15 protein-coding genes and 2 tRNA genes are annotated in these 17,086 nt (G+C 67.6%); 14 read left to right on the forward strand and 3 right to left on the reverse strand.

The features are described 5' to 3' along the window. Positions 1 to 152 precede the first annotated feature (152 nt). Positions 153 to 962, forward strand: a complete 810-nt coding sequence (locus CXY82_RS06990) for a GNAT family N-acetyltransferase (protein WP_104170276.1) — start codon at positions 153 to 155, stop codon at positions 960 to 962. A 276-nt stretch (positions 963 to 1,238) separates the two neighbouring features. Here the strand turns inward: CXY82_RS06990 and CXY82_RS06995 are convergent, their stop codons facing one another. Together CXY82_RS06995 and CXY82_RS07000 are read right to left on the reverse strand one after the other, a co-directional pair. Next, positions 1,239 to 2,741 carry an SDR family NAD(P)-dependent oxidoreductase gene (locus CXY82_RS06995; protein WP_104170277.1) on the reverse strand — a complete coding sequence of 501 codons (1,503 nt, stop codon included), beginning with the start codon at positions 2,739 to 2,741 and terminating at the stop codon, positions 1,239 to 1,241. Between the two features lie 121 nt (positions 2,742 to 2,862). After that, positions 2,863 to 4,449, reverse strand: coding sequence for an MFS transporter (locus tag CXY82_RS07000; protein WP_233194182.1), 1,587 nt, complete (start codon positions 4,447 to 4,449; stop codon positions 2,863 to 2,865). A 186-nt stretch (positions 4,450 to 4,635) separates the two neighbouring features. Here CXY82_RS07000 and CXY82_RS07005 point away from each other — a divergent pair, with 186 nt between their 5' ends. From CXY82_RS07005 to CXY82_RS07040, 8 genes are all read left to right on the forward strand, one after another. Further along, on the forward strand, positions 4,636 to 5,262 hold the full coding sequence (locus CXY82_RS07005) for a disulfide bond formation protein DsbA (RefSeq protein WP_104170279.1): 627 nt from the start codon (positions 4,636 to 4,638) through the stop codon (positions 5,260 to 5,262). Positions 5,263 to 5,285: 23 nt separating this feature from the next. Next, on the forward strand, positions 5,286 to 5,774 hold the full coding sequence (locus CXY82_RS07010; RefSeq protein WP_104170280.1) for a ribose-5-phosphate isomerase: 489 nt from the start codon (positions 5,286 to 5,288) through the stop codon (positions 5,772 to 5,774). A 2-nt stretch (positions 5,775 to 5,776) separates the two neighbouring features. Further along, positions 5,777 to 6,760: an Fpg/Nei family DNA glycosylase gene (locus CXY82_RS07015; RefSeq protein WP_104170281.1), complete on the forward strand. Its 984-nt coding sequence runs from the start codon at positions 5,777 to 5,779 to the stop codon at positions 6,758 to 6,760. Positions 6,761 to 6,817: 57 nt separating this feature from the next. Beyond that, positions 6,818 to 7,456: an FMN-binding negative transcriptional regulator gene (locus CXY82_RS07020; RefSeq protein ID WP_104170282.1), complete on the forward strand. Its 639-nt coding sequence runs from the start codon at positions 6,818 to 6,820 to the stop codon at positions 7,454 to 7,456. A gap of 2 nt (positions 7,457 to 7,458) precedes the next feature. After that, the gene (locus CXY82_RS07025; RefSeq protein WP_104170283.1) at positions 7,459 to 8,958 is read left to right on the forward strand and encodes an amidohydrolase; all 1,500 of its coding nucleotides are present in this window, start codon (positions 7,459 to 7,461) and stop codon (positions 8,956 to 8,958) included. A gap of 99 nt (positions 8,959 to 9,057) precedes the next feature. After that, a complete protein-coding gene (locus tag CXY82_RS07030; RefSeq protein ID WP_104170284.1) occupies positions 9,058 to 10,467 on the forward strand; it encodes a sensor domain-containing protein in 1,410 nt (469 codons plus the stop codon). Between the two features lie 4 nt (positions 10,468 to 10,471). After that, a complete protein-coding gene (locus CXY82_RS07035; RefSeq protein WP_104170285.1) occupies positions 10,472 to 11,158 on the forward strand; it encodes a response regulator transcription factor in 687 nt (228 codons plus the stop codon). Between the two features lie 73 nt (positions 11,159 to 11,231). Further along, complete coding sequence (locus CXY82_RS07040; RefSeq protein ID WP_104170286.1) at positions 11,232 to 12,203, forward strand: L-lactate dehydrogenase; 972 nt, start codon at positions 11,232 to 11,234, stop codon at positions 12,201 to 12,203. 32 nt (positions 12,204 to 12,235) lie between these two features. On the opposite strand, the gene CXY82_RS07045 is transcribed toward CXY82_RS07040, so the two are convergent. Continuing rightward, a tRNA-Gly gene (locus tag CXY82_RS07045) sits at positions 12,236 to 12,309 on the reverse strand. A 169-nt stretch (positions 12,310 to 12,478) separates the two neighbouring features. Between CXY82_RS07045 and CXY82_RS07050 the strand changes: the two genes are divergently transcribed. From CXY82_RS07050 to clpX, 5 genes are all read left to right on the forward strand, one after another. After that, positions 12,479 to 12,555 (forward strand) — tRNA-Pro (locus CXY82_RS07050). 41 nt (positions 12,556 to 12,596) lie between these two features. After that, entirely contained in the window at positions 12,597 to 14,000 is a 1,404-nt protein-coding gene (gene tig / locus CXY82_RS07055; protein WP_104170287.1) for a trigger factor, read from the forward strand. Positions 14,001 to 14,328: 328 nt separating this feature from the next. Continuing rightward, on the forward strand, positions 14,329 to 14,928 hold the full coding sequence (locus CXY82_RS07060; RefSeq protein WP_104170288.1) for an ATP-dependent Clp protease proteolytic subunit: 600 nt from the start codon (positions 14,329 to 14,331) through the stop codon (positions 14,926 to 14,928). A gap of 15 nt (positions 14,929 to 14,943) precedes the next feature. Beyond that, positions 14,944 to 15,615, forward strand: coding sequence for an ATP-dependent Clp protease proteolytic subunit (locus CXY82_RS07065; RefSeq protein WP_104103356.1), 672 nt, complete (start codon positions 14,944 to 14,946; stop codon positions 15,613 to 15,615). 187 nt (positions 15,616 to 15,802) lie between these two features. After that, on the forward strand, positions 15,803 to 17,083 hold the full coding sequence (gene clpX, locus CXY82_RS07070; RefSeq protein ID WP_104170289.1) for an ATP-dependent Clp protease ATP-binding subunit ClpX: 1,281 nt from the start codon (positions 15,803 to 15,805) through the stop codon (positions 17,081 to 17,083). The last annotated feature ends 3 nt before the right edge of the window (positions 17,084 to 17,086 follow it).

Here is a 17,086-nt window from a genome sequence, read left to right on the forward strand (position 1 = left end):
AAAGTGTCGGATGACCCGGCGACCTCCGCTCCGATCGACCGGCTCTCGGCACCGAAACGGTCTGCGGAAAAGGGCCGATTAAGGCCTCCGTGGAGCCGTTTCGGGCAAGATCTCCGTCGAATTCGTGCTGGGCGGCTCTAGGGTTAGCCACGATGACAACCCGTGACGCGCTCCGTGACGCCTACGACGCACAGCTTCGGCTCTGGGTTCCGAACGACCGGCCCACGGGCATCCGTTACGAACTGTCGGGCCCGGTTCTGCGGATCTTGGGACGGCACCAGGGGCTCGTCGAGACCGCTCGCGACGTGGGTGCGACCGGCGCGGCGCTCGACGCCCTGATCGCGGAGCACCGCGACTTCTTCACTGCCCGCGGCGAGGCCTTCGAGTGGAAGACCCGCGGCCACGACCTGCCAGCCGATCTGCCGGACCGCCTGCTCGCGGCCGGCTTCGTGGCCGAGGAGCTGGAGACGGTCGTCGTCGCCGAGACCGAACGCCTGAACGCCGTGCCGGTGCTGCCGGTCGGCGTCACGATCAGGCAGGTCGACACCCGGGCCGACTTCGAGCGCATCGCCGCGCTGCAGTCGCAGGTCTGGGACGAGGACTACGCCTGGCTGGCCGACCAGCTGGAGGCCGGTGTGCGTGATGCCCCGGGCGACGTGCTCGTGTTCGTCGCCGAGGCCGGCGGCGTGCGCGGCGGCGAGCTCGTCTCCTCGTGCCGGCTCGAGTTCACCCGCGGCACTGATTTCGCGGGACTCTGGGGTGGGTCGACCCTGGCCGCCTGGCGGGGCCGCGGCATCTACCGGGCGCTGGTGGTATACCGCGCGCGGCTCGCGCACCAACGCGGTGTGCGCTACCTGCAAGTGGATGCCTCCGACGACAGCAAACCGATCCTGCTGCGGCTGGGCTTTCAGGCCATCACGTCGACGACCCCCTGGGTCTGGACCCCGCCGGCTCCTGACTGAGGTGCGGTTCGGCGGGGCGCGATCCCGGTGCCGGCGCCCAGCAGCATCCGCTCGCCGCACCAAAATGGCCCGCACTATGTCGCCCGCCCGAACCAATTCGACGGAGATTCTGCCGAAACCAGGCCGCAACCGGCCGCCTGGGTGCGCAAACCTCAAAATCTCCGTCGAATTGGTGAGGGGCCTGCTGGCTGTCCTGCTGGCTGTCCAGCGCGCCGACTTGACTCGCCGACTCGACCCGCCGACTCGCAGGCCGACCCCGCCGACGACCTGCCCCGGCTACCAGGCGCCGGGCTTGTAGTCCTTGAGGAAGACGCCGCAGAGGTCCTCGCCGCCCTCGCCGCGCACAATCGGGTCGTAGACCCTCGCCGCGCCGTCGACCAGGTCGAGTGGGGCGTGGAAGCCCTCCTCGGCGAGGCGGATCTTGGTGGGGTGCGGCCGCTCGTCGGTGATCCAGCCGGTGTCGACGCTGGTCATCAGGATGCCGTGGGACAGCATTTCCTTCGCGCTCGTGCGGGTGAGCATGTTCAGCGCGGCTTTGGCCATGTTCGTGTGCGGGTGACCGGGTCCCTTGTAGCCGCGGCCGAACACGCCCTCCATTGCCGACACGTTCACGATGTAGGTGCGGCGGGCGTCGGATGCCGCGAGCGAGCCACGCAGACGGCTCACCAGCAGGAACGGGGCCGTGGTGTTGCACAGCTGCACCTCCAGCATCTCCAGCGGGTCGACGTCTTCCACGTTCGCGGTCCAGCTGTTTCGGGAGTGCAGGTCGGGCACGAGCCCGCCGGCGTCGATCGCGGTGCCGGCGGCGAGACGCGCGAGAGACGAGGAGCCCGGCGCGAGCGCCAGGGCGGTCAGGTCGTCGGCCGTGAGTGCGCCACTCGCTCCGGCTGCTGCGGCCAGGATCGGGTGGCTGGTGACGGATGCCGCGAGCGCGGTCGGGTGCGCGTCACTGGTGTGCCCGAACGTGACGATCTCCGGGATGACGCCCTCCGGCAGCGGCGACTGCTCGGCCTCGACCAGCATCGAGTAGGAGCCGGGGGAGCGGCGCACGGTCTGGGCGGCGTTGTTGATCAGGATGTCCAGCGACCCGGCCGCGGCGACGGAGTCGGCCAGGCCGATCACCTGGGCCGGGTCGCGCAGGTCGATCCCGACGATGCGGAGACGGTGCAGCCAGTCGGCCGAGTCCGGCATGGCGCTGAAGCGGCGCACCGCGTCGCGCGGGAACCGGGTGGTGATGGTGGTGTGGGCGCCGTCGCGCAGCAGGCGCAGGGCGATGTACATGCCGATCTTGGCGCGGCCGCCCGTGAGCAGGGCGCGCTTGCCGGTCAGGTCGGTGCGGGCATCCCGCTTCTCATGGCTCATCGCCGCGCAGGCAGGGCAGAGCTGGTGGTAGAAGGCGTCGACGAGGGTGTACTTCTGCTTGCAGATGTAGCAGGCCCGCGGCACGAGCAACTCGCCGGCCGACGCCCGGTCGGTGCCCAGGCGCAGCTGGGCGCCGATGGTCTCGTCGTCGATGCGGGTGGCGGCGCCGGTCGCGGTCGCGGCGATGACCTCCCGGTCGGCATCCGCGATCGCCTGCCGCTTCTCGCCGCGTCGCACCATCTTGACGGACTTGAACATTTTGGCGGTGGCCTGCCGCACGGTGACGAAATCGGGGTCTTCGGGGTCGATCTCGCTGAGCGAGGCGAGCACGCGCAGGGCGATCGCCATCTCGGCAGGGTCGATGCTCAGGGTGGACACGGCCCCGGGAGCGGGCTCGGTCGGAGGCGTCGTGGTCATCGGACAATTCTACGATGGCCCCCGCGATGGCCCGGTGCACACAGCACACAGACCGGTGGCCCGGCGCGCCGAGACCAGGGTCTCCGCACGCCGGGCCACCAGTCGATGCAGCAGGGTGTCGCTAGACCTTCAGCGGCTCCGGCTCGGTTTCCGGCTCCGTCGCGAGCGATGAGAGATCCATCGACGAGGTCGGCGGCTCATAGGTCTCGTCGAACGGCATCTCGTCGGTGTCCAGGGCAGGGTTGTCATCCTGCGTGGCTACCAGTTCGCGGGCCTCGAAGACCGAGTCCACGCTGGGCATCGAGCCGATCAGCGGACGCCCGGCAGACTCGCGCAGGAAGAAGATCGCGATTCCACCGATGACGGATGTCCCCATCAGGTAGTACGCCGGCATCATGTCGTTCTCGGTCGTGGCGATCAGCGCCGCGATGATGAAAGGCGTCGTGCCACCGAAGATGGCCACCGAGAAGTTGTACGCGATGCCCATGGCACCGTAACGGCTTTCGGTCGGGAACAGCGCCGGCAGGGCCGAGGCGAGGTTGGAGACGTAGAACGTGACGGGCAAGGCGATCAGAGCCAGGCCGAGCAGCGTCGTCCAGATCTCGCCGACGCCGATCAGCATGAAGGCGGGGATGGAGAGCACTACGGCGCTGAGCGAACCCATCCAGAGCACGGGACGACGACCGATCTTGTCGGACAGGCGGCCGGCCAGGGGGATGCAGAGCGCCATGATAACGAGGATCGGGATGGTGAGCAGTGTTCCGTGCAGCTCGTCGTAGCCCTTGGTGGCGGTGAGGTAGGTCGGCATGTATGAGGTGAGCGCGTAGCCGAGCGTGTTGGCCGCGGCGACAAGGATCATCGCGACGATGATGCCGCGCCAGTGGTTCTTGAAAATGCTGACCGGGCTGTTGGACGGGGCGGACTCGTCGGAGAACGACGGGTCGGTCGCGGCCAGTTCCTTCGCGTCCAGGGTGGCCTGGAAGGTGGGGGATTCCTCGATCTTCAGACGGAACCAGATGGCGATCAGGCCGAGCGGTCCGGCGATCAGGAATGGGATGCGCCAGCCCCAGTCTTCCATGACGGGCTGCCCGAGGGTGACCTGCAGGATGGACACGAGCGCGGCGCCGATGGCGAAGCCGAGGTAGCTGCCCATATCGAGCAGGCTGGCGAAGAAGCCGCGGTGCTTGTCGGGCGAGTGCTCGCTCACGAAGGTGGTCGCACCGGCGTACTCACCGCCGGTGGAGAAGCCCTGCACGAGTTTGGTGAAGACCAGCAGCGCGGCGGCGAGCATGCCCACCTGGGCGTAGCCGGGCAGCAGGCCCACGCTGAAAGTGGATGCCGCCATCAGGATCAGGGTCATCGACAGCACCTTCTGGCGGCCGATCTTGTCCCCGAGCCAGCCGAAGAACACACCACCCAGCGGGCGGGCGATGAACGTCGCGGCGAAGGTGCCGAGCAGGAACAGGGTCTGCACGGTCGGGTCGGACTCGGGCAGGAACACCGGACCCATGGTCGTGATGAGGTAGCCGAACACGCCGACGTCGTACCATTCCATCGTGTTTCCCACGATGGTTCCGCCGAGGGCTTTCTTTAGCCTTGACTGATCGACCACGTTCACGTGTGACACCTTTAAGCGGCGCTGCAGGAGCGGATTCTTGGTCTTCACCGCCGTGCCGTCGGCACCGGAAAGTGAGCTGGTTCTGGGCATTGGAACTTCTCTCGTAGAGATCATGTTGCTGCGAAAAAAAGGGGCCCGCTTTCGGGCATAACGAATAATTTTAGTCGGAAATGGGCAACAACCAGACATTTTGCCGAGGATACCCTCTCTGGACAGGGGTTTACGTTCGGTCTCCGTCGGCGCTTTCCCAGCCGGGAGACACTTAGGCTGGGCCCTATGGCTGACTCTGTGAAGTTCTGGTTCGACCCCTCCTGCCCCTGGGCCTGGATGACCTCCCGCTGGGTGGAGGAGGTCTCCGCCCTGCGCGGTTTCGACGTCGAGTGGAAGGTGATGAGCCTCGCCGTCCTGAACGAGGACCAGGACGTGTCCGAGGAGTACCGCGCGTTCTTCCCCCGGGCTCTCAAGTACACCCGCCTGGTTGCTGCCGCACAGGAACTGCACGGCCAGAAAACGGTCAAGGCGCTCTACGATGCCCTGGGCGCCCGCATCCACCTCGGTGGCAGCACAAACCCCGACGAGGTCATTCCCGCCGCGCTCGCCGAGGTGGGCCTGCCGGCATCGTTCGCGGAGTGGGCCGACAGCGACCACCACGACGTGCAGATGCGCGCCAGCCACTTCGACGGCATGGAGCGGGTGGGCCAGGATGTCGGCACCCCCGTCATCGCCGTGAACGACGTGGCCTTCTTCGGCCCGGTCATCTCGCCCGCGCCGAGCGGAGATGCGGCGCTCAAGCTTTGGGACGGTGTGGTGGCCGTTGCCGGGTACGACGGTTTCTTCGAGCTGAAGCGCTCCCGCACCCGTGAGCCGACCTTCGCCGCGGCTGCGACGGTACCGGCCGAGTAAGCCGAGTAAATATAATCGGTTGCATGCGCATCCACATCGCCACTGACCACGCCGGCCTCGACTTCAGCCACCAGCTGGTCACGCACCTCACCCTGGCCGGTCACGAAGTCGTGGACCACGGACCGGAGGTCTACGACGCCCTCGACGACTACCCCGGTTTCTGCATCCGGGCGGCCGAGGCCGTCGTCGCCGACCTGTCCGTCGGCGTCGACGCGCTCGGCGTCGTCTTCGGCGGCTCGGGCAACGGCGAGCAGATGGCCGCAAACAAGGTGAAGGGCGTGCGCGCCGCGCTGGTCTGGAGCCTCAGTACCGCCAGGCTCGCCCGCGAGCACAACGACGCGAACGTCATCTCCATCGGTGCCAGGCAGCACAGCATCGAGGACGCCATCGACTTCATCGACGCCTTTATCTCGGAGCCGTTCCCCGGCGACGAACGCCACTGCCGCCGCATCCTGCAGCTGGCGGAGTACGAGGCGCACTGCACCATCAACGGCACGCGTCTCGCCGACTAGCCGTGCCTGAGGGTCATTCCGTCCACCGCATTGCGCGCCAGTTCGCCCGCAACTTCGTGGGTAAAAGCATCCGACTGTCGTCGCCGCAGGGCCGTTTCGTGGACGGCGCGGCGATGCTCGACGGCCACATCATGACGGATGCCCGTGCCGTCGGCAAGCAGATGTTCCTCGAGTTCGACAACGGGCTCTGGCTGCGCGTGCACCTGGGGCTCTACGGCGCCTGGGACTTTGCCGGGGACATCCAAGCGCACGGTACGGACGCCGCCATCAAGGGTCGCAGGCGCCGGACCGTCAGGCGCGGCGCGGGTGACGTCATGCAGGGCCTGGCGGGGGAGGACTCGCTGCAGAGTATCGGCGCGCCCCGGCTGACCCGGCTGCGGATGGCGGAAGACGAGAAGGTCAGCGTCGAACCCGACGGCTTCCCGCCCGCACCCATCGGTCAGGTGCGGGTGCGTCTGCTGGCCGACGACGTCGTGGCGGACCTGCGCGGGCCCACGGCTTGCGTGGTGCTCGACTCTCAGGAGGTGCACGTGGCGATGGACCGTCTCGGGCCGGACCCGATGCTCGACGACAGCCGCGCCGCCGAGGACCGCTTCGTCACGGTGGTGCGGAAGAAGCCCACCCCGATCGGGCGCCTTTTGATGGACCAGTTGGTGGTCAGCGGCATCGGCAACGTCTACCGGGCCGAGTTGCTCTTCCGTGCGCGCCTGAACCCGTATGCGCCGGGCAAGTCGCTCAGTGACGAGCAGTCCCGTGCGCTCTGGCGAGACTGGGCGCACCTGCTGAAGATCGGCGTGTCGACCGGGCAGATGATGACCATGGACGGCCTCGGCGACGCGGCTTACGGGCGCGCCCTGAGGCGACGGGCCGACCGGCACTGGGTGTACAAGCGCGAGGGGCTGCCCTGCCGGGTCTGCGGCACCCACATCACCCTCGAGGAGATGGCCGCACGCAAGCTCTACTGGTGCCCGAAATGCCAGGCCTGACCTGCTCGCCCTGATCTGCTTCACCTGATCTGAATCCACGACCAGAACGGGACACCGATGAGACACAACCCCATTTTTGCGCAGGGCGACCCGGCCGAGATCCGCCGTCTCATCCGGGAGAACCCATGGGCCACGCTGATCAGCCACACCGAGTCCGGTCTGGTGGCCTCGCACTACCCGGTACTGCTCGACGAGGAGGCCGACGAGACCGACGGAATCGTGCTGGTCAGCCACGTCGGACGCCCCGACGAGGCCCTGCACGAACTCGGCCGGCACGAGCTGCTGGTGATCATCCAGGGGCCCCACGGCTACATCTCGCCCGGCTGGTACGACGCGGCGCCCGCCGTTCCCACCTGGAACTTCGTCGCCGCGCACCTGAACGGCACACCCGAACTACTCAGCGACGAGGAGAACCTGCGGGTGCTGGACCGCCTGGTCGACCGCTTCGAGGAGCGGATGCCTGAACCGCGTCGCCTGTCCGGCACCGAGGCCAACGCCGCCTACGCCGCCCGCATTGTGGCCGGTACGGTCGGCTTCCGGCTTCGGGTGAACCGCCTCACCGCCAAGAGCAAGCTCAGCCAGAACAAGCCGGCCGAGACCGTGGCGCGCATTCTGGGTGAACTCGAGGGAGACGGTCCCTATGCGAGCCCGGGCCTGGCAGCCGAAATGCGCCGGGTGCACGGGGTCGACCGGTGAGCGTGTCCACGCCCGCTCCGGCAACAGCGGCGGCCCCTCCGCTCGTCTTGCGGAACGGCCGGCTGCCGGGAAGCGACGAGATCGTCGACACGCTGATCGTCGACGGCCGGGTGCGCCGGCTCGGGTATCTGAGTCAGGCGGCTGCGGGCATCCGTTCGGTCGATCTGGAAGAACGCTGGTTGATTCCGGGCCTCTGGGACAACCACGTGCACTTCAGCCAGTGGGCGCAGACGAATCAGCGGCTGGATCTGTCCGGCACCGGCAGTGCCGCCGCCGCGGCCGACCTGGTGGCCGGCCGGGTGCCTGGCGTTTCGAGGGGGGAGACCCTGGTCGGGTTCGGGTTTCGCGACGGTCTGTGGCCGGATGCCCCGAGCCGGCCCCTGTTGGACGCCGCCGCCGGCACCGTTCCGACCGTGTTGATCAGCGGTGACCTACACTCATGCTGGCTGAACTCGGCCGCGCTCGCCCGCCACGGTCACACGGAGCACCCGACCGGGCTGCTCCGTGAGGAGGACTGCTTCGCCGTGGTGCGCACGCTCGCCGAGGTGCCCGATGTCGTGATGGACGGCTGGGCCGACAGCGCGGCCCGGGCCGCGGCGACTCGCGGGGTCGTGGGCATCGTCGACATGGAGATGGACTGGAACCTCGCCACCTGGCTGCGGCGCATCCAGGGCGGCACCGACTCGCTGCGGGTGGAGTTCGGTATCTACACCCAGCACCTGGAGCGCGCCATCGCACTCGGTCTGCGGAGCGGGGCCGGCATCGACGGCACCGGCGGGCTGCTCACGGTGGGATCCTGCAAGGTGATCACCGACGGCTCGCTGAACACCCGCACCGCGTACTGCGTCGACGAGTACCCCGGCCTGGAGGGCCAGCCCGGGTCACGCGGGATGCTCACCGTGCCGCCGGAGGAGCTGCTCGCGCACCTGGGCCGGGCCGTGGCCGCGGGCATCCGCCCCGCCGTGCACGCCATCGGCGACCGGGCCAACGCGCTGGCCCTCGACGCCTTCGAGCAGCTCGGCTGCGCCGGCAGCATCGAGCACGCGCAGCTGCTCACGAGGGAGGACGTCGCCCGTTTCGCCCGGCTCGGCGTGGTAGCGAGCGTGCAGCCCGAGCACGCCCTCGACGACCGGGACGTCGCCGACCGCTACTGGGTGGGACGCACCGACCGGGCCTTCGTGCTGAAGAGCCTGCTGAACGCCGGGGTCACGCTCGCGCTCGGGTCCGACGCCCCGGTCGCTCCGCTGGACCCGTGGGTGAGCATCGCCGCCGCCGTCGGGCGCACCCGCGGCAGCCGCGAACCCTGGCACGCCGAGCAAGCCATCTCCCGGCAGGCCGCACTCGCCGCGTCCGCGCGCGGCCGGCACCGCGTTCTGGCGGGGGACGTCGCCGACCTCGCGGTGTGCGAGATCGACCCGTTCGTCGCCTCAGTGCCCGACCTGCGACGGATGCCCGTGGCCGCCACCCTGCTCGCCGGCCGCTTCACCCACACCACCCTCTGACCTGGGGGTTTACCCCCGGCGAGATCCGGTTGGCAGCGGGATGTCGTCTACCCGGCCCGGCGATCAGGCTGAGTACCGACAGACTTACTGGAGGACACTATGACCGCACCGACCGAAACCCTCGCAGGCGCCGGGTATAGCGCGCTCTGGCGGCGCGTGCCGCAGGAGCTGCTCTTTCTACTGCTGACCCTGCCGGTGGTCGTGATCGCCCTCACCGTTCTGAGCACCGTATTCTTCACCGGCATCGGCCTGCTCGCCGCCGTCGTCGGGATCGTCGTCGTCGTGGCGTCCCTCTACCTCGCCCGCGGCATCGGTCTGGTCGAACTCGCCCGCCTGCGCTGGGCCGGCCAGCCTGCCATCACCCCGCCGCGGTGGGCGACGCCGGGGGAGCCGGCCACCACCCTCCGCGCCCTGCTCGGCCCGCTCGTCAACGGGCACTACTGGCTCTACCTGCTGCACGGCATGGTCGTGAACTTCGTGGTCGGGCTTGTCAGCTGGATCGTCACCGTAGTCTGGCTGTCGGTGGGCCTCGGCGGCGTCAGCTACTGGATCTGGGGCCGCTTCCTCCCCGAGGACCGGAACGACGACCTGCACGCGATCATCCTGAACTGGATTCTGCCGGGCACCACGCTCCCGATCGACCCGCTCCTGGCCGAAAGCCTCCTCCAGCTCGTCCTGGGCATCCTCTTTCTGCTGACTCTGCCGTACATCACGCACGCGTTCACCCGGCTGCACCAGTTCGCGGCCCGCGGCATGCTGGGCGCCTGGCGGTCCGAGGCCCTGCAGCGTGAGGTCGCCGACCTCAGCGCGTCGCGCGGGGCGGCCGTCGCCGCGGAAGACCAGTCCCTGCGGCGCCTGGAACGGGACATCCACGACGGTCCGCAGCAGCGCCTGGTGCGCCTGCAGATGGACCTCGCCAGCGCCGAGCGCAAGCTCGATACCGACCCGGATGCCGCGCGCACCCTGATCGTGGAGGCCCGGGAGCAGGCTCACGACACCCTCGAGGAGCTGCGGGCGCTGTCCCGCGGTCTGGTGCCGCCCCTCCTGCAGGACCGCGGCCTCCTCGCCGGCCTCGAGTCCCTGGCCGCCCGTAGCACCATCCCGGTGCGGCTCGAGCTGCAGGTCGACCCGGCGCTGCGGCTGCCCAGCGAAATCGAGCGGAGCGCATATTTCGTCGGCGCGGAGTTGCTCACCAACGCCGCCAAGCACTCGCGGGCCACGGACATCCGTCTGCACCTGGCCCTGCGCGCCGTCCCCGACGACGGGAGCACCGGCAGCCCTGCCAGCATGGGGGCCGCCGGCGCCATCTGGCTCGACCTCTGGGTGATCGACGACGGCATCGGCGGGGCTCGGCTGACCGATGCCCACGGCCTGCAGGGACTCGACGAACGCCTGCACGGCCTTCGCGGGGTGTTGTCGGTGCGGAGCCCCGAGGGTGGCCCGACCGCGATCGGGGCACACATCCCACTGCCCGCGGCCCGGCCGGCGCGAGCCGTCGCCGTATCCTGAACGGATGACCGACCTCGCCTCAGCCATTCCCGCCGCTCCCTCCGCTCCACCCCTGCGGCTCGTGCTGGCCGAGGACTCGGTGCTGCTCAGAGAGGGTCTGATCCGCCTGTTCGACGAGGCCGGGTTTGTGACCGTCGCGTCCTATGGCGACGCGGATTCCCTTCTGGCCGAGGTAGACGCGCTGCGGCCCGACATCGCCGTGCTGGATGTGCGGATGCCGCCCACCTTCCGGGACGAGGGCGTGCGCGCCGCGCTGGAACTGCGCCGCAGGCTGCCGTCGGTGGGCATCCTGCTGCTCAGCCAGTATGTGGAGGGCACCTACGCGCATGAACTTCTCGCCGCCGGCAACGGGGGACTGGGCTACCTGCTCAAGGACCGGGTGGCGTCGCTCGACGAGCTGCGGGACGCCGTGACCCGGATCAGCGCGGGCGGCACCGTGCTCGACCCGCAGGTCGTGCGCGAGTTGCTGGCCCGCCGCACCGACCCGGTCGCGGCCCTCACCCCGCGTGAGCGTGACGTGCTCGGGCTGATGGCGGAGGGGCGCACCAACGCCGGCATCGCCGCGAAGCTCGTGATCGGCGTCGGCGCGGTCGAGAAGAACGTCACCTCGATCTTCCAGAAGCTCGGCCTCGACGACTCGGGCTCCGACCACCGCCGGGTGCTGGCCGTGCTCACCTACCTGCGGCACTGACCCGGCGGCACTGACTCAGCCACGGATATCCGGATGCTCGGATCCGGCCCGGTCAGGGGTGCAGAATTAGCTCATGAGAGAGATCGCGAATTCCAAGCTGGCCATCATCGGAGCCGGGGCCGTCGGGTCGTCCTTGGCCTACGCCGCACTGATCCGGCAGTCCGCGCGGGAAGTCGTGCTCTACGACATCAACGGGCCCAAGGTGGAGGCCGAGGTTCTCGACCTGGCCCACGGCACCCAGTTCACGGGTGCTTCCTGCGTGGCCGGCGGCAGCGACCTCGACGCCATCGCGGGAGCGAACATGGTCGTGATCACGGCCGGGGCCAGACAGCACCCCGGTCAGTCCCGGCTCGAGATGGCCGGCGTCAATGTCGGGATCCTGCGGGAGCTGATGCCCCAGCTGGTCGAGCGAGCCCCGGACGCCGTCTACATGCTCGTCACCAACCCCTGCGACGTGCTTGCCTATGCTGCCCGCCAGTTCAGCGGGCTGCCGGCCACGCGCGTCTTCGGGTCGGGCACGGTGCTCGACTCCTCCCGGCTGCGCTGGATGCTCGCGCACCGGGTCGGCGTCGCGATCGCCAATGTGCACGCCGTGATCGTCGGAGAGCACGGCGACTCGGAGTTCCCGCTCTGGTCCCAGGCCCGGATCGGCCCGATCTCCCTGGCCGAGTGGGTGCAGGACGACATCTCGCCCAAGGGTCTGGTGCCGTTCTCGGAGGCGGAATTCGACGCGATAACCGAGAGCGTGAAGACCGCGGCGTACACGGTCATCGCCGGCAAGGGCGCCACGAACTACGCGATCGGGCTTTCGGGGGCCCGGATCGTCGAGGCCGTGCTGCGCGACGAGGGCGCCGTGCTTCCGGTCAGCTCGGTGCTCACCGGCTACCGGGGCGTCAGCGACGTGGCGCTGTCGGTGCCGAGCGTGATAAACGCCGAGGGCGTCTCGCGTGTGATCGAGGTTCCCTTCAGCGAGAAGGAGCAGGAGCTGTTCGAGCACTCGGCGGCGACGTTGCGCACGACGCTGAACGGGCTCGGACTCGACTGAGCCGTGTGAGACGGTCCGTCCAGGGCGTGGTGTGGAGGGGATGACGGGAATCGAACCCGCGCCATCAGTTTGGAAAACTGAGGCTCTACCATTGAGCTACATCCCCCGGGCGCAGTCCCCTGCGCACTAACTCAGCGTAGTACACGTCGACGGTCGCCAGCTGCACGTCTCGACCCGCGGCATCCGGACCGTGCAGTAGACTTATTGAGGTCATTCCGCGAATTGCGCGAACTCTGCGCGCCAAGCGGATGCCATCACCGGGTTGAGAAATTGTCCGGGGCGTAGCTCAGCTTGGTAGAGCGCTCGGTTTGGGGCCGAGAGGTCGCAGGTTCGAATCCTGTCGCCCCGACCAACACCCCCTAAATACATCGGTCGAACACAGGAGATTGCCACGTGAAGTCCACGGTAGAACAACTGAGCCCCACTCGCGCGAAGGTCACCATCTCGGTGGCTCCCGAGGAGCTGAAGCCCAGCATCACCCACGCCTACGGCCACATCGCCGAGGACATCAACATTCCCGGCTTCCGCAAGGGCAAGGTCCCGCCGGCCATCATCGACCAGCGTGTCGGCAAGTCCGCCGTGCTCGAGCATGCGGTCAACGAGAGCCTCGACGGTTTCTACCGCTCGGCCGTGACCGAGCACAAGCTGCGCCCACTGGGCCGCCCCGAGGCAGACATCGTCGCCTGGCCCAGCGACAAGGACTTCTCCGGAGACCTGGAACTGGCCATCGAGGTCGACGTGCGCCCCGAGATCGACCTGCCGAACTACTCCGGGCTGAAGCTCACCGTCGACGCCGTCGAGGTGTCCGATGAAGAGGTCACCGAGGAACTCGACAACCTGCGCAGCCGCTTCGGCACGCTCGTCACCGTCGATCGCCCCGCCACCACGGGCGACTTCGTGCAGATCGACCTGATCGCCGCCATCAACAGCGTCGAGGTCGACAACGCCACCGGCATCTCCTACGAGGTCGGCTCCGGCGACCTCATCGACGGCATCGACGAGGCGCTCGACTCCCTCAGCGCCGGCGAGACCACCACCTTCAACTCCAACCTCATGGGTGGGGACCACGAGGGCGAGACCGCCGAGATCACCGTCACCGTCGGCGCCGTCAAGGAGCGCGAGCTTCCCACCGCCGACGACGACTTCGCGCAGATCGCCAGCGAGTTCGACACCATCGCCGAACTGACCGAGAGCCTCAAGGGCCAGGTCGAGCGCTCCAAGGTCTTCGGCCAGGGCACCCAGGCCCGCGAGAAGCTCGTCGAGCAGCTGCTCGAGTCGGTCGAGGTGCCGATTCCGACCGCGATCATCGAGGACGAGGTTCGTCGCCACCTCGAGGGCGAGAACCGCCTCGAAGACGCCGAGCACCGCGCCGAGGTCACCGAGGCCAGCGAGAAGACCTTCCGTCAGCAGATCCTGCTCGACACCATCGCCGAGGCCGAGAAGGTCCAGGTCAGCCAGGACGAGCTCACCCAGTACCTGATCCAGGGCGCAGCCCAGTACGGCATGGACCCGAGCGAATTCGTCCAGGCGCTGAGCGGCAACGGTCAGATCCCGTCGATGGTGGCCGAGGTTGCGCGCAACAAGGCCCTCGCCATCGCACTGGGCAAGGCCGAGGTCGTTGACTCCAACGGCAACGCCGTCGACCTGTCCGAGTTCGTCGCGGTCGCCGACGAGGCGTCCGGCGAGGACGAGGACGAGGAGATCGAAGAGGACGACTCCGACGCCGCCGAGGTCGACGCCGAGGTCGAGGCCATCAAGGCCTCCGCGGCGAAGAAGAAGGCCGCCGCCAAGAAGTAGCACGACGACCGCTCACGCGAGCGTACGGGTCGGATGTCACAGACATCCGGCCCGTTCCTCGTTTCTGCCCTGCCGCCCCCACCCCGCCCATGTCCCTGATCCCGTCCCTGTCCCTCAGGCATCCCGCCCTGGACCAATTCGACGGAGATTTTCGGGTTTAGGGCCGTTATTCACGGTTTTCGGGGCCAGGAGAGCAAAATCTCCGTCGAATTGGTTCGGAGCGACGGATGCGTGGGCGGCGCGTTATCTGCCGAGGGCGAACACAGCCGTTCCGGAGCGTCGGCTCCTATAGATTCAATCTGAAGCGACAAGTGAAACGGAGCGCGACATGGCCGATATGACACCTACACCGGGCATTTTTGACCGACTGCTGAAAGACCGCATCATCTGGCTGGGTTCAGAGGTCCGGGATGAGAACGCCAACGAGATTTGTGCCAAAATCCTGCTGCTGGCCGCAGAGGACTCGGAGCGGGATATCTTCCTGTACATCAACTCGCCCGGCGGCTCAATCACGGCGGGCATGGCCATTTACGACACGATGAGGTTCGTTCCGAACGACATCGTCACCGTCGGCATCGGACTCGCTGCCTCGATGGGGCAGTTCCTGTTGTCCTCTGGAACCAAGGGCAAACGGTACATCACACCCAACGCCCGGGTCCTGTTGCACCAGCCGTCCGGCGGATTCGGTGGCACGGCCGCCGACATCCAGACGCAGGCGAAGGTCATCCTGGATATGAAGAAGCGGATGGCCGAACTCACGGCAGAGCAGACCGGCAAGTCGGTCGAGCAGATCCTCATCGACAACGACCGCGACAACTGGTTTACCGCTCACGAGGCCGTGGCCTATGGTTTTGTCGACCACCTGCGCGGCTCCGCGTCGGAAGTGGTCGGCGGCGGCGGCACCAACGACTCAGTGAACAAGAAGTAGGACGGGCGAGACGACATGGAATTCACGAATTTTGGTCACCAGGCCGGGGGCCGCGCTTCGCAGGCTCCCGAGGCCCGATACATCCTTCCCACGTTTGAAGAGCGCACGGCCTACGGCTACAAGCGCCAGGACCCCTACGCGAAGCTCTTCGAGGACCGCATCATCTTTCTCGGCGTGCAGGTGGACGACGCGTCCGCCGATGACGTCATGGCCCAGCTCCTGGTGCTCGAGAGCCAGGACCCGGACCGGGACATTGTGATGTACATCAACTCGCCGGGTGGCTCCTTCACCGCGATGACGGCGATCTACGACACGATGCAGTACATTCGTCCGCACATCCAGACGGTCTGCCTCGGCCAGGCGGCATCCGCTGCGGCCGTGCTGCTTGCCGGCGGCACACCCGGGAAGCGCCTCGCCCTTCCCAACGCCCGCATCCTCATCCACCAGCCCTCGGCCGGCGGACAGGGCGGAGGTCAGGCCTCCGACATCGAGATCCAGGCAGCTGAGATTCAGCGGATGCGGGAGTGGCTCGAATTCACCATTGCTCACCACTCCAACCGCAGCGCGGAGCAGGTTCACAAGGATATCGACCGCGACAAGATCCTCGGCTCGGCCGAGGCCCTCGAGTACGGCCTGATCGACCAGATCCTGACCAGCCGCAAAAACGTGCCCACGCTCGTCAAGTAGTAGAGAGAAACCGTGAACGCGACGGATGTCCGGGCTCAACGGAGCCGGGCATCCGTCGCGTTTCGCATATCGGAGAGTTCGGGCACAACGGTGCCTGAACGTTATTCGCCAGATGCGGTCAGCCTGCACCCGTGCCGCACAGGCACAGGCTAGGCTCGATGCAGTTATCAATGGAGGAGGCTGACGGATGGCCCGAATAGGCGAAAGCGCTGACCTGTTGAAGTGCTCTTTCTGCGGAAAGAGCCAGAAGCAGGTGCAGCAGCTCATTGCGGGCCCCGGTGTCTACATCTGTGACGAGTGCGTCGAGTTGTGCAACGAGATCATCGAGGAGCGTTTGGCCGAAGCCACCGCTGAAGACGGTGCCGGCGAATTCGAATTGCCCAAGCCGAAGGAGATCTTCGGCTTCCTCGAGGAATACGTCATCGGGCAGGAAGCCGCCAAGCGCGCCCTCGCCGTTGCCGTCTACAACCATTACAAGCGCGTACGCTCCCGCTCCACCCTCACCGCCGCCGACGCCATCCACGACGACGTGGAGATCGCCAAGTCCAACATTCTGTTGATCGGCCCTACCGGCTGCGGCAAGACCTACCTCGCCCAGACGCTGGCAAAACGCCTCAACGTTCCCTTCGCCGTGGCGGATGCGACGGCCCTCACCGAGGCCGGCTATGTCGGTGAAGACGTGGAGAACATCCTCCTCAAGCTGATCCAGGCCGCCGACTACGACGTCAAGCGCGCCGAGACCGGCATCATCTACATCGACGAGATCGACAAGATCGCGCGCAAGGCCGAGAATCCCTCGATCACCCGCGACGTGTCCGGCGAGGGTGTGCAGCAGGCCCTGTTGAAGATTCTCGAGGGCACTGTGGCCTCGGTTCCGCCGCAGGGTGGGCGCAAGCATCCGCACCAGGAATTCATTCAGATCGACACCACGAATGTGCTGTTCATCGTGGCCGGCGCGTTCGCGGGCCTGGATGACATCATTTCGACGCGGGCCGGCAAGAAGGGCATCGGGTTCGGCGCTCCGCTTCACAGCAAGGGCGACGACGTCAACCTGTTCAGTGAGGTGCTCCCCGAAGACCTGCACAAATTCGGCCTGATCCCCGAGTTCATCGGCCGTCTGCCCGTGGTCACCACCGTCACCCAGCTCGACCAGGTGGCCCTGATGCAGATTTTAACTGTCCCGAAGAACGCCCTCGTGCGGCAGTACCAGCGCATGTTCCAGCTCGACGGCGTCGAGCTCGAATTCGAACAGCCGGCGCTGGAGGCCATCGCCGACCTCGCGGTCCTGCGCAAGACCGGTGCGCGCGGCCTGCGAGCGATCATGGAAGAGGTGCTCGGACCGATCATGTTCGAGGTGCCGTCGAGCTCCGAGGTGGCGCGCGTTGTGGTCACCCGGGCCGCCGTGCTCGATAACGCCGAGCCCACGATCGTGCTGCACAAGGCCCGTCGCGTCGACAAGTCCGCCTAGGTT

Origin of the sequence: Cryobacterium sp. M23, assembly GCF_002929655.1 — a bacterium.
GTDB classification, from domain to species: Bacteria; Actinomycetota; Actinomycetes; order Actinomycetales; family Microbacteriaceae; genus Cryobacterium; species Cryobacterium sandaracinum.

Bases quoted from the DNA above. Each gene is read 5' to 3' on its own strand.
- CXY82_RS07060 (WP_104170288.1), top strand. From the start codon at position 14,329: ATGGCCGATATGACACCTACACCGGGCATTTTTGACCGACTGCTGAAA.
- CXY82_RS07040 (WP_104170286.1), top strand. From the start codon at position 11,232: ATGAGAGAGATCGCGAATTCCAAGCTGGCCATCATCGGAGCCGGGGCC.
- CXY82_RS06995 (WP_104170277.1), bottom strand. From the start codon at position 2,741: ATGACCACGACGCCTCCGACCGAGCCCGCTCCCGGGGCCGTGTCCACC.
- CXY82_RS07030 (WP_104170284.1), top strand. From the start codon at position 9,058: ATGACCGCACCGACCGAAACCCTCGCAGGCGCCGGGTATAGCGCGCTC.
- clpX (WP_104170289.1), top strand. From the start codon at position 15,803: ATGGCCCGAATAGGCGAAAGCGCTGACCTGTTGAAGTGCTCTTTCTGC.
- CXY82_RS06990 (WP_104170276.1), top strand. From the start codon at position 153: ATGACAACCCGTGACGCGCTCCGTGACGCCTACGACGCACAGCTTCGG.
- CXY82_RS07065 (WP_104103356.1), top strand. From the start codon at position 14,944: ATGGAATTCACGAATTTTGGTCACCAGGCCGGGGGCCGCGCTTCGCAG.
- CXY82_RS07010 (WP_104170280.1), top strand. From the start codon at position 5,286: ATGCGCATCCACATCGCCACTGACCACGCCGGCCTCGACTTCAGCCAC.
- CXY82_RS07020 (WP_104170282.1), top strand. From the start codon at position 6,818: ATGAGACACAACCCCATTTTTGCGCAGGGCGACCCGGCCGAGATCCGC.
- CXY82_RS07005 (WP_104170279.1), top strand. From the start codon at position 4,636: ATGGCTGACTCTGTGAAGTTCTGGTTCGACCCCTCCTGCCCCTGGGCC.
- CXY82_RS07035 (WP_104170285.1), top strand. From the start codon at position 10,472: ATGACCGACCTCGCCTCAGCCATTCCCGCCGCTCCCTCCGCTCCACCC.
- CXY82_RS07000 (WP_233194182.1), bottom strand. From the start codon at position 4,449: ATGCCCAGAACCAGCTCACTTTCCGGTGCCGACGGCACGGCGGTGAAG.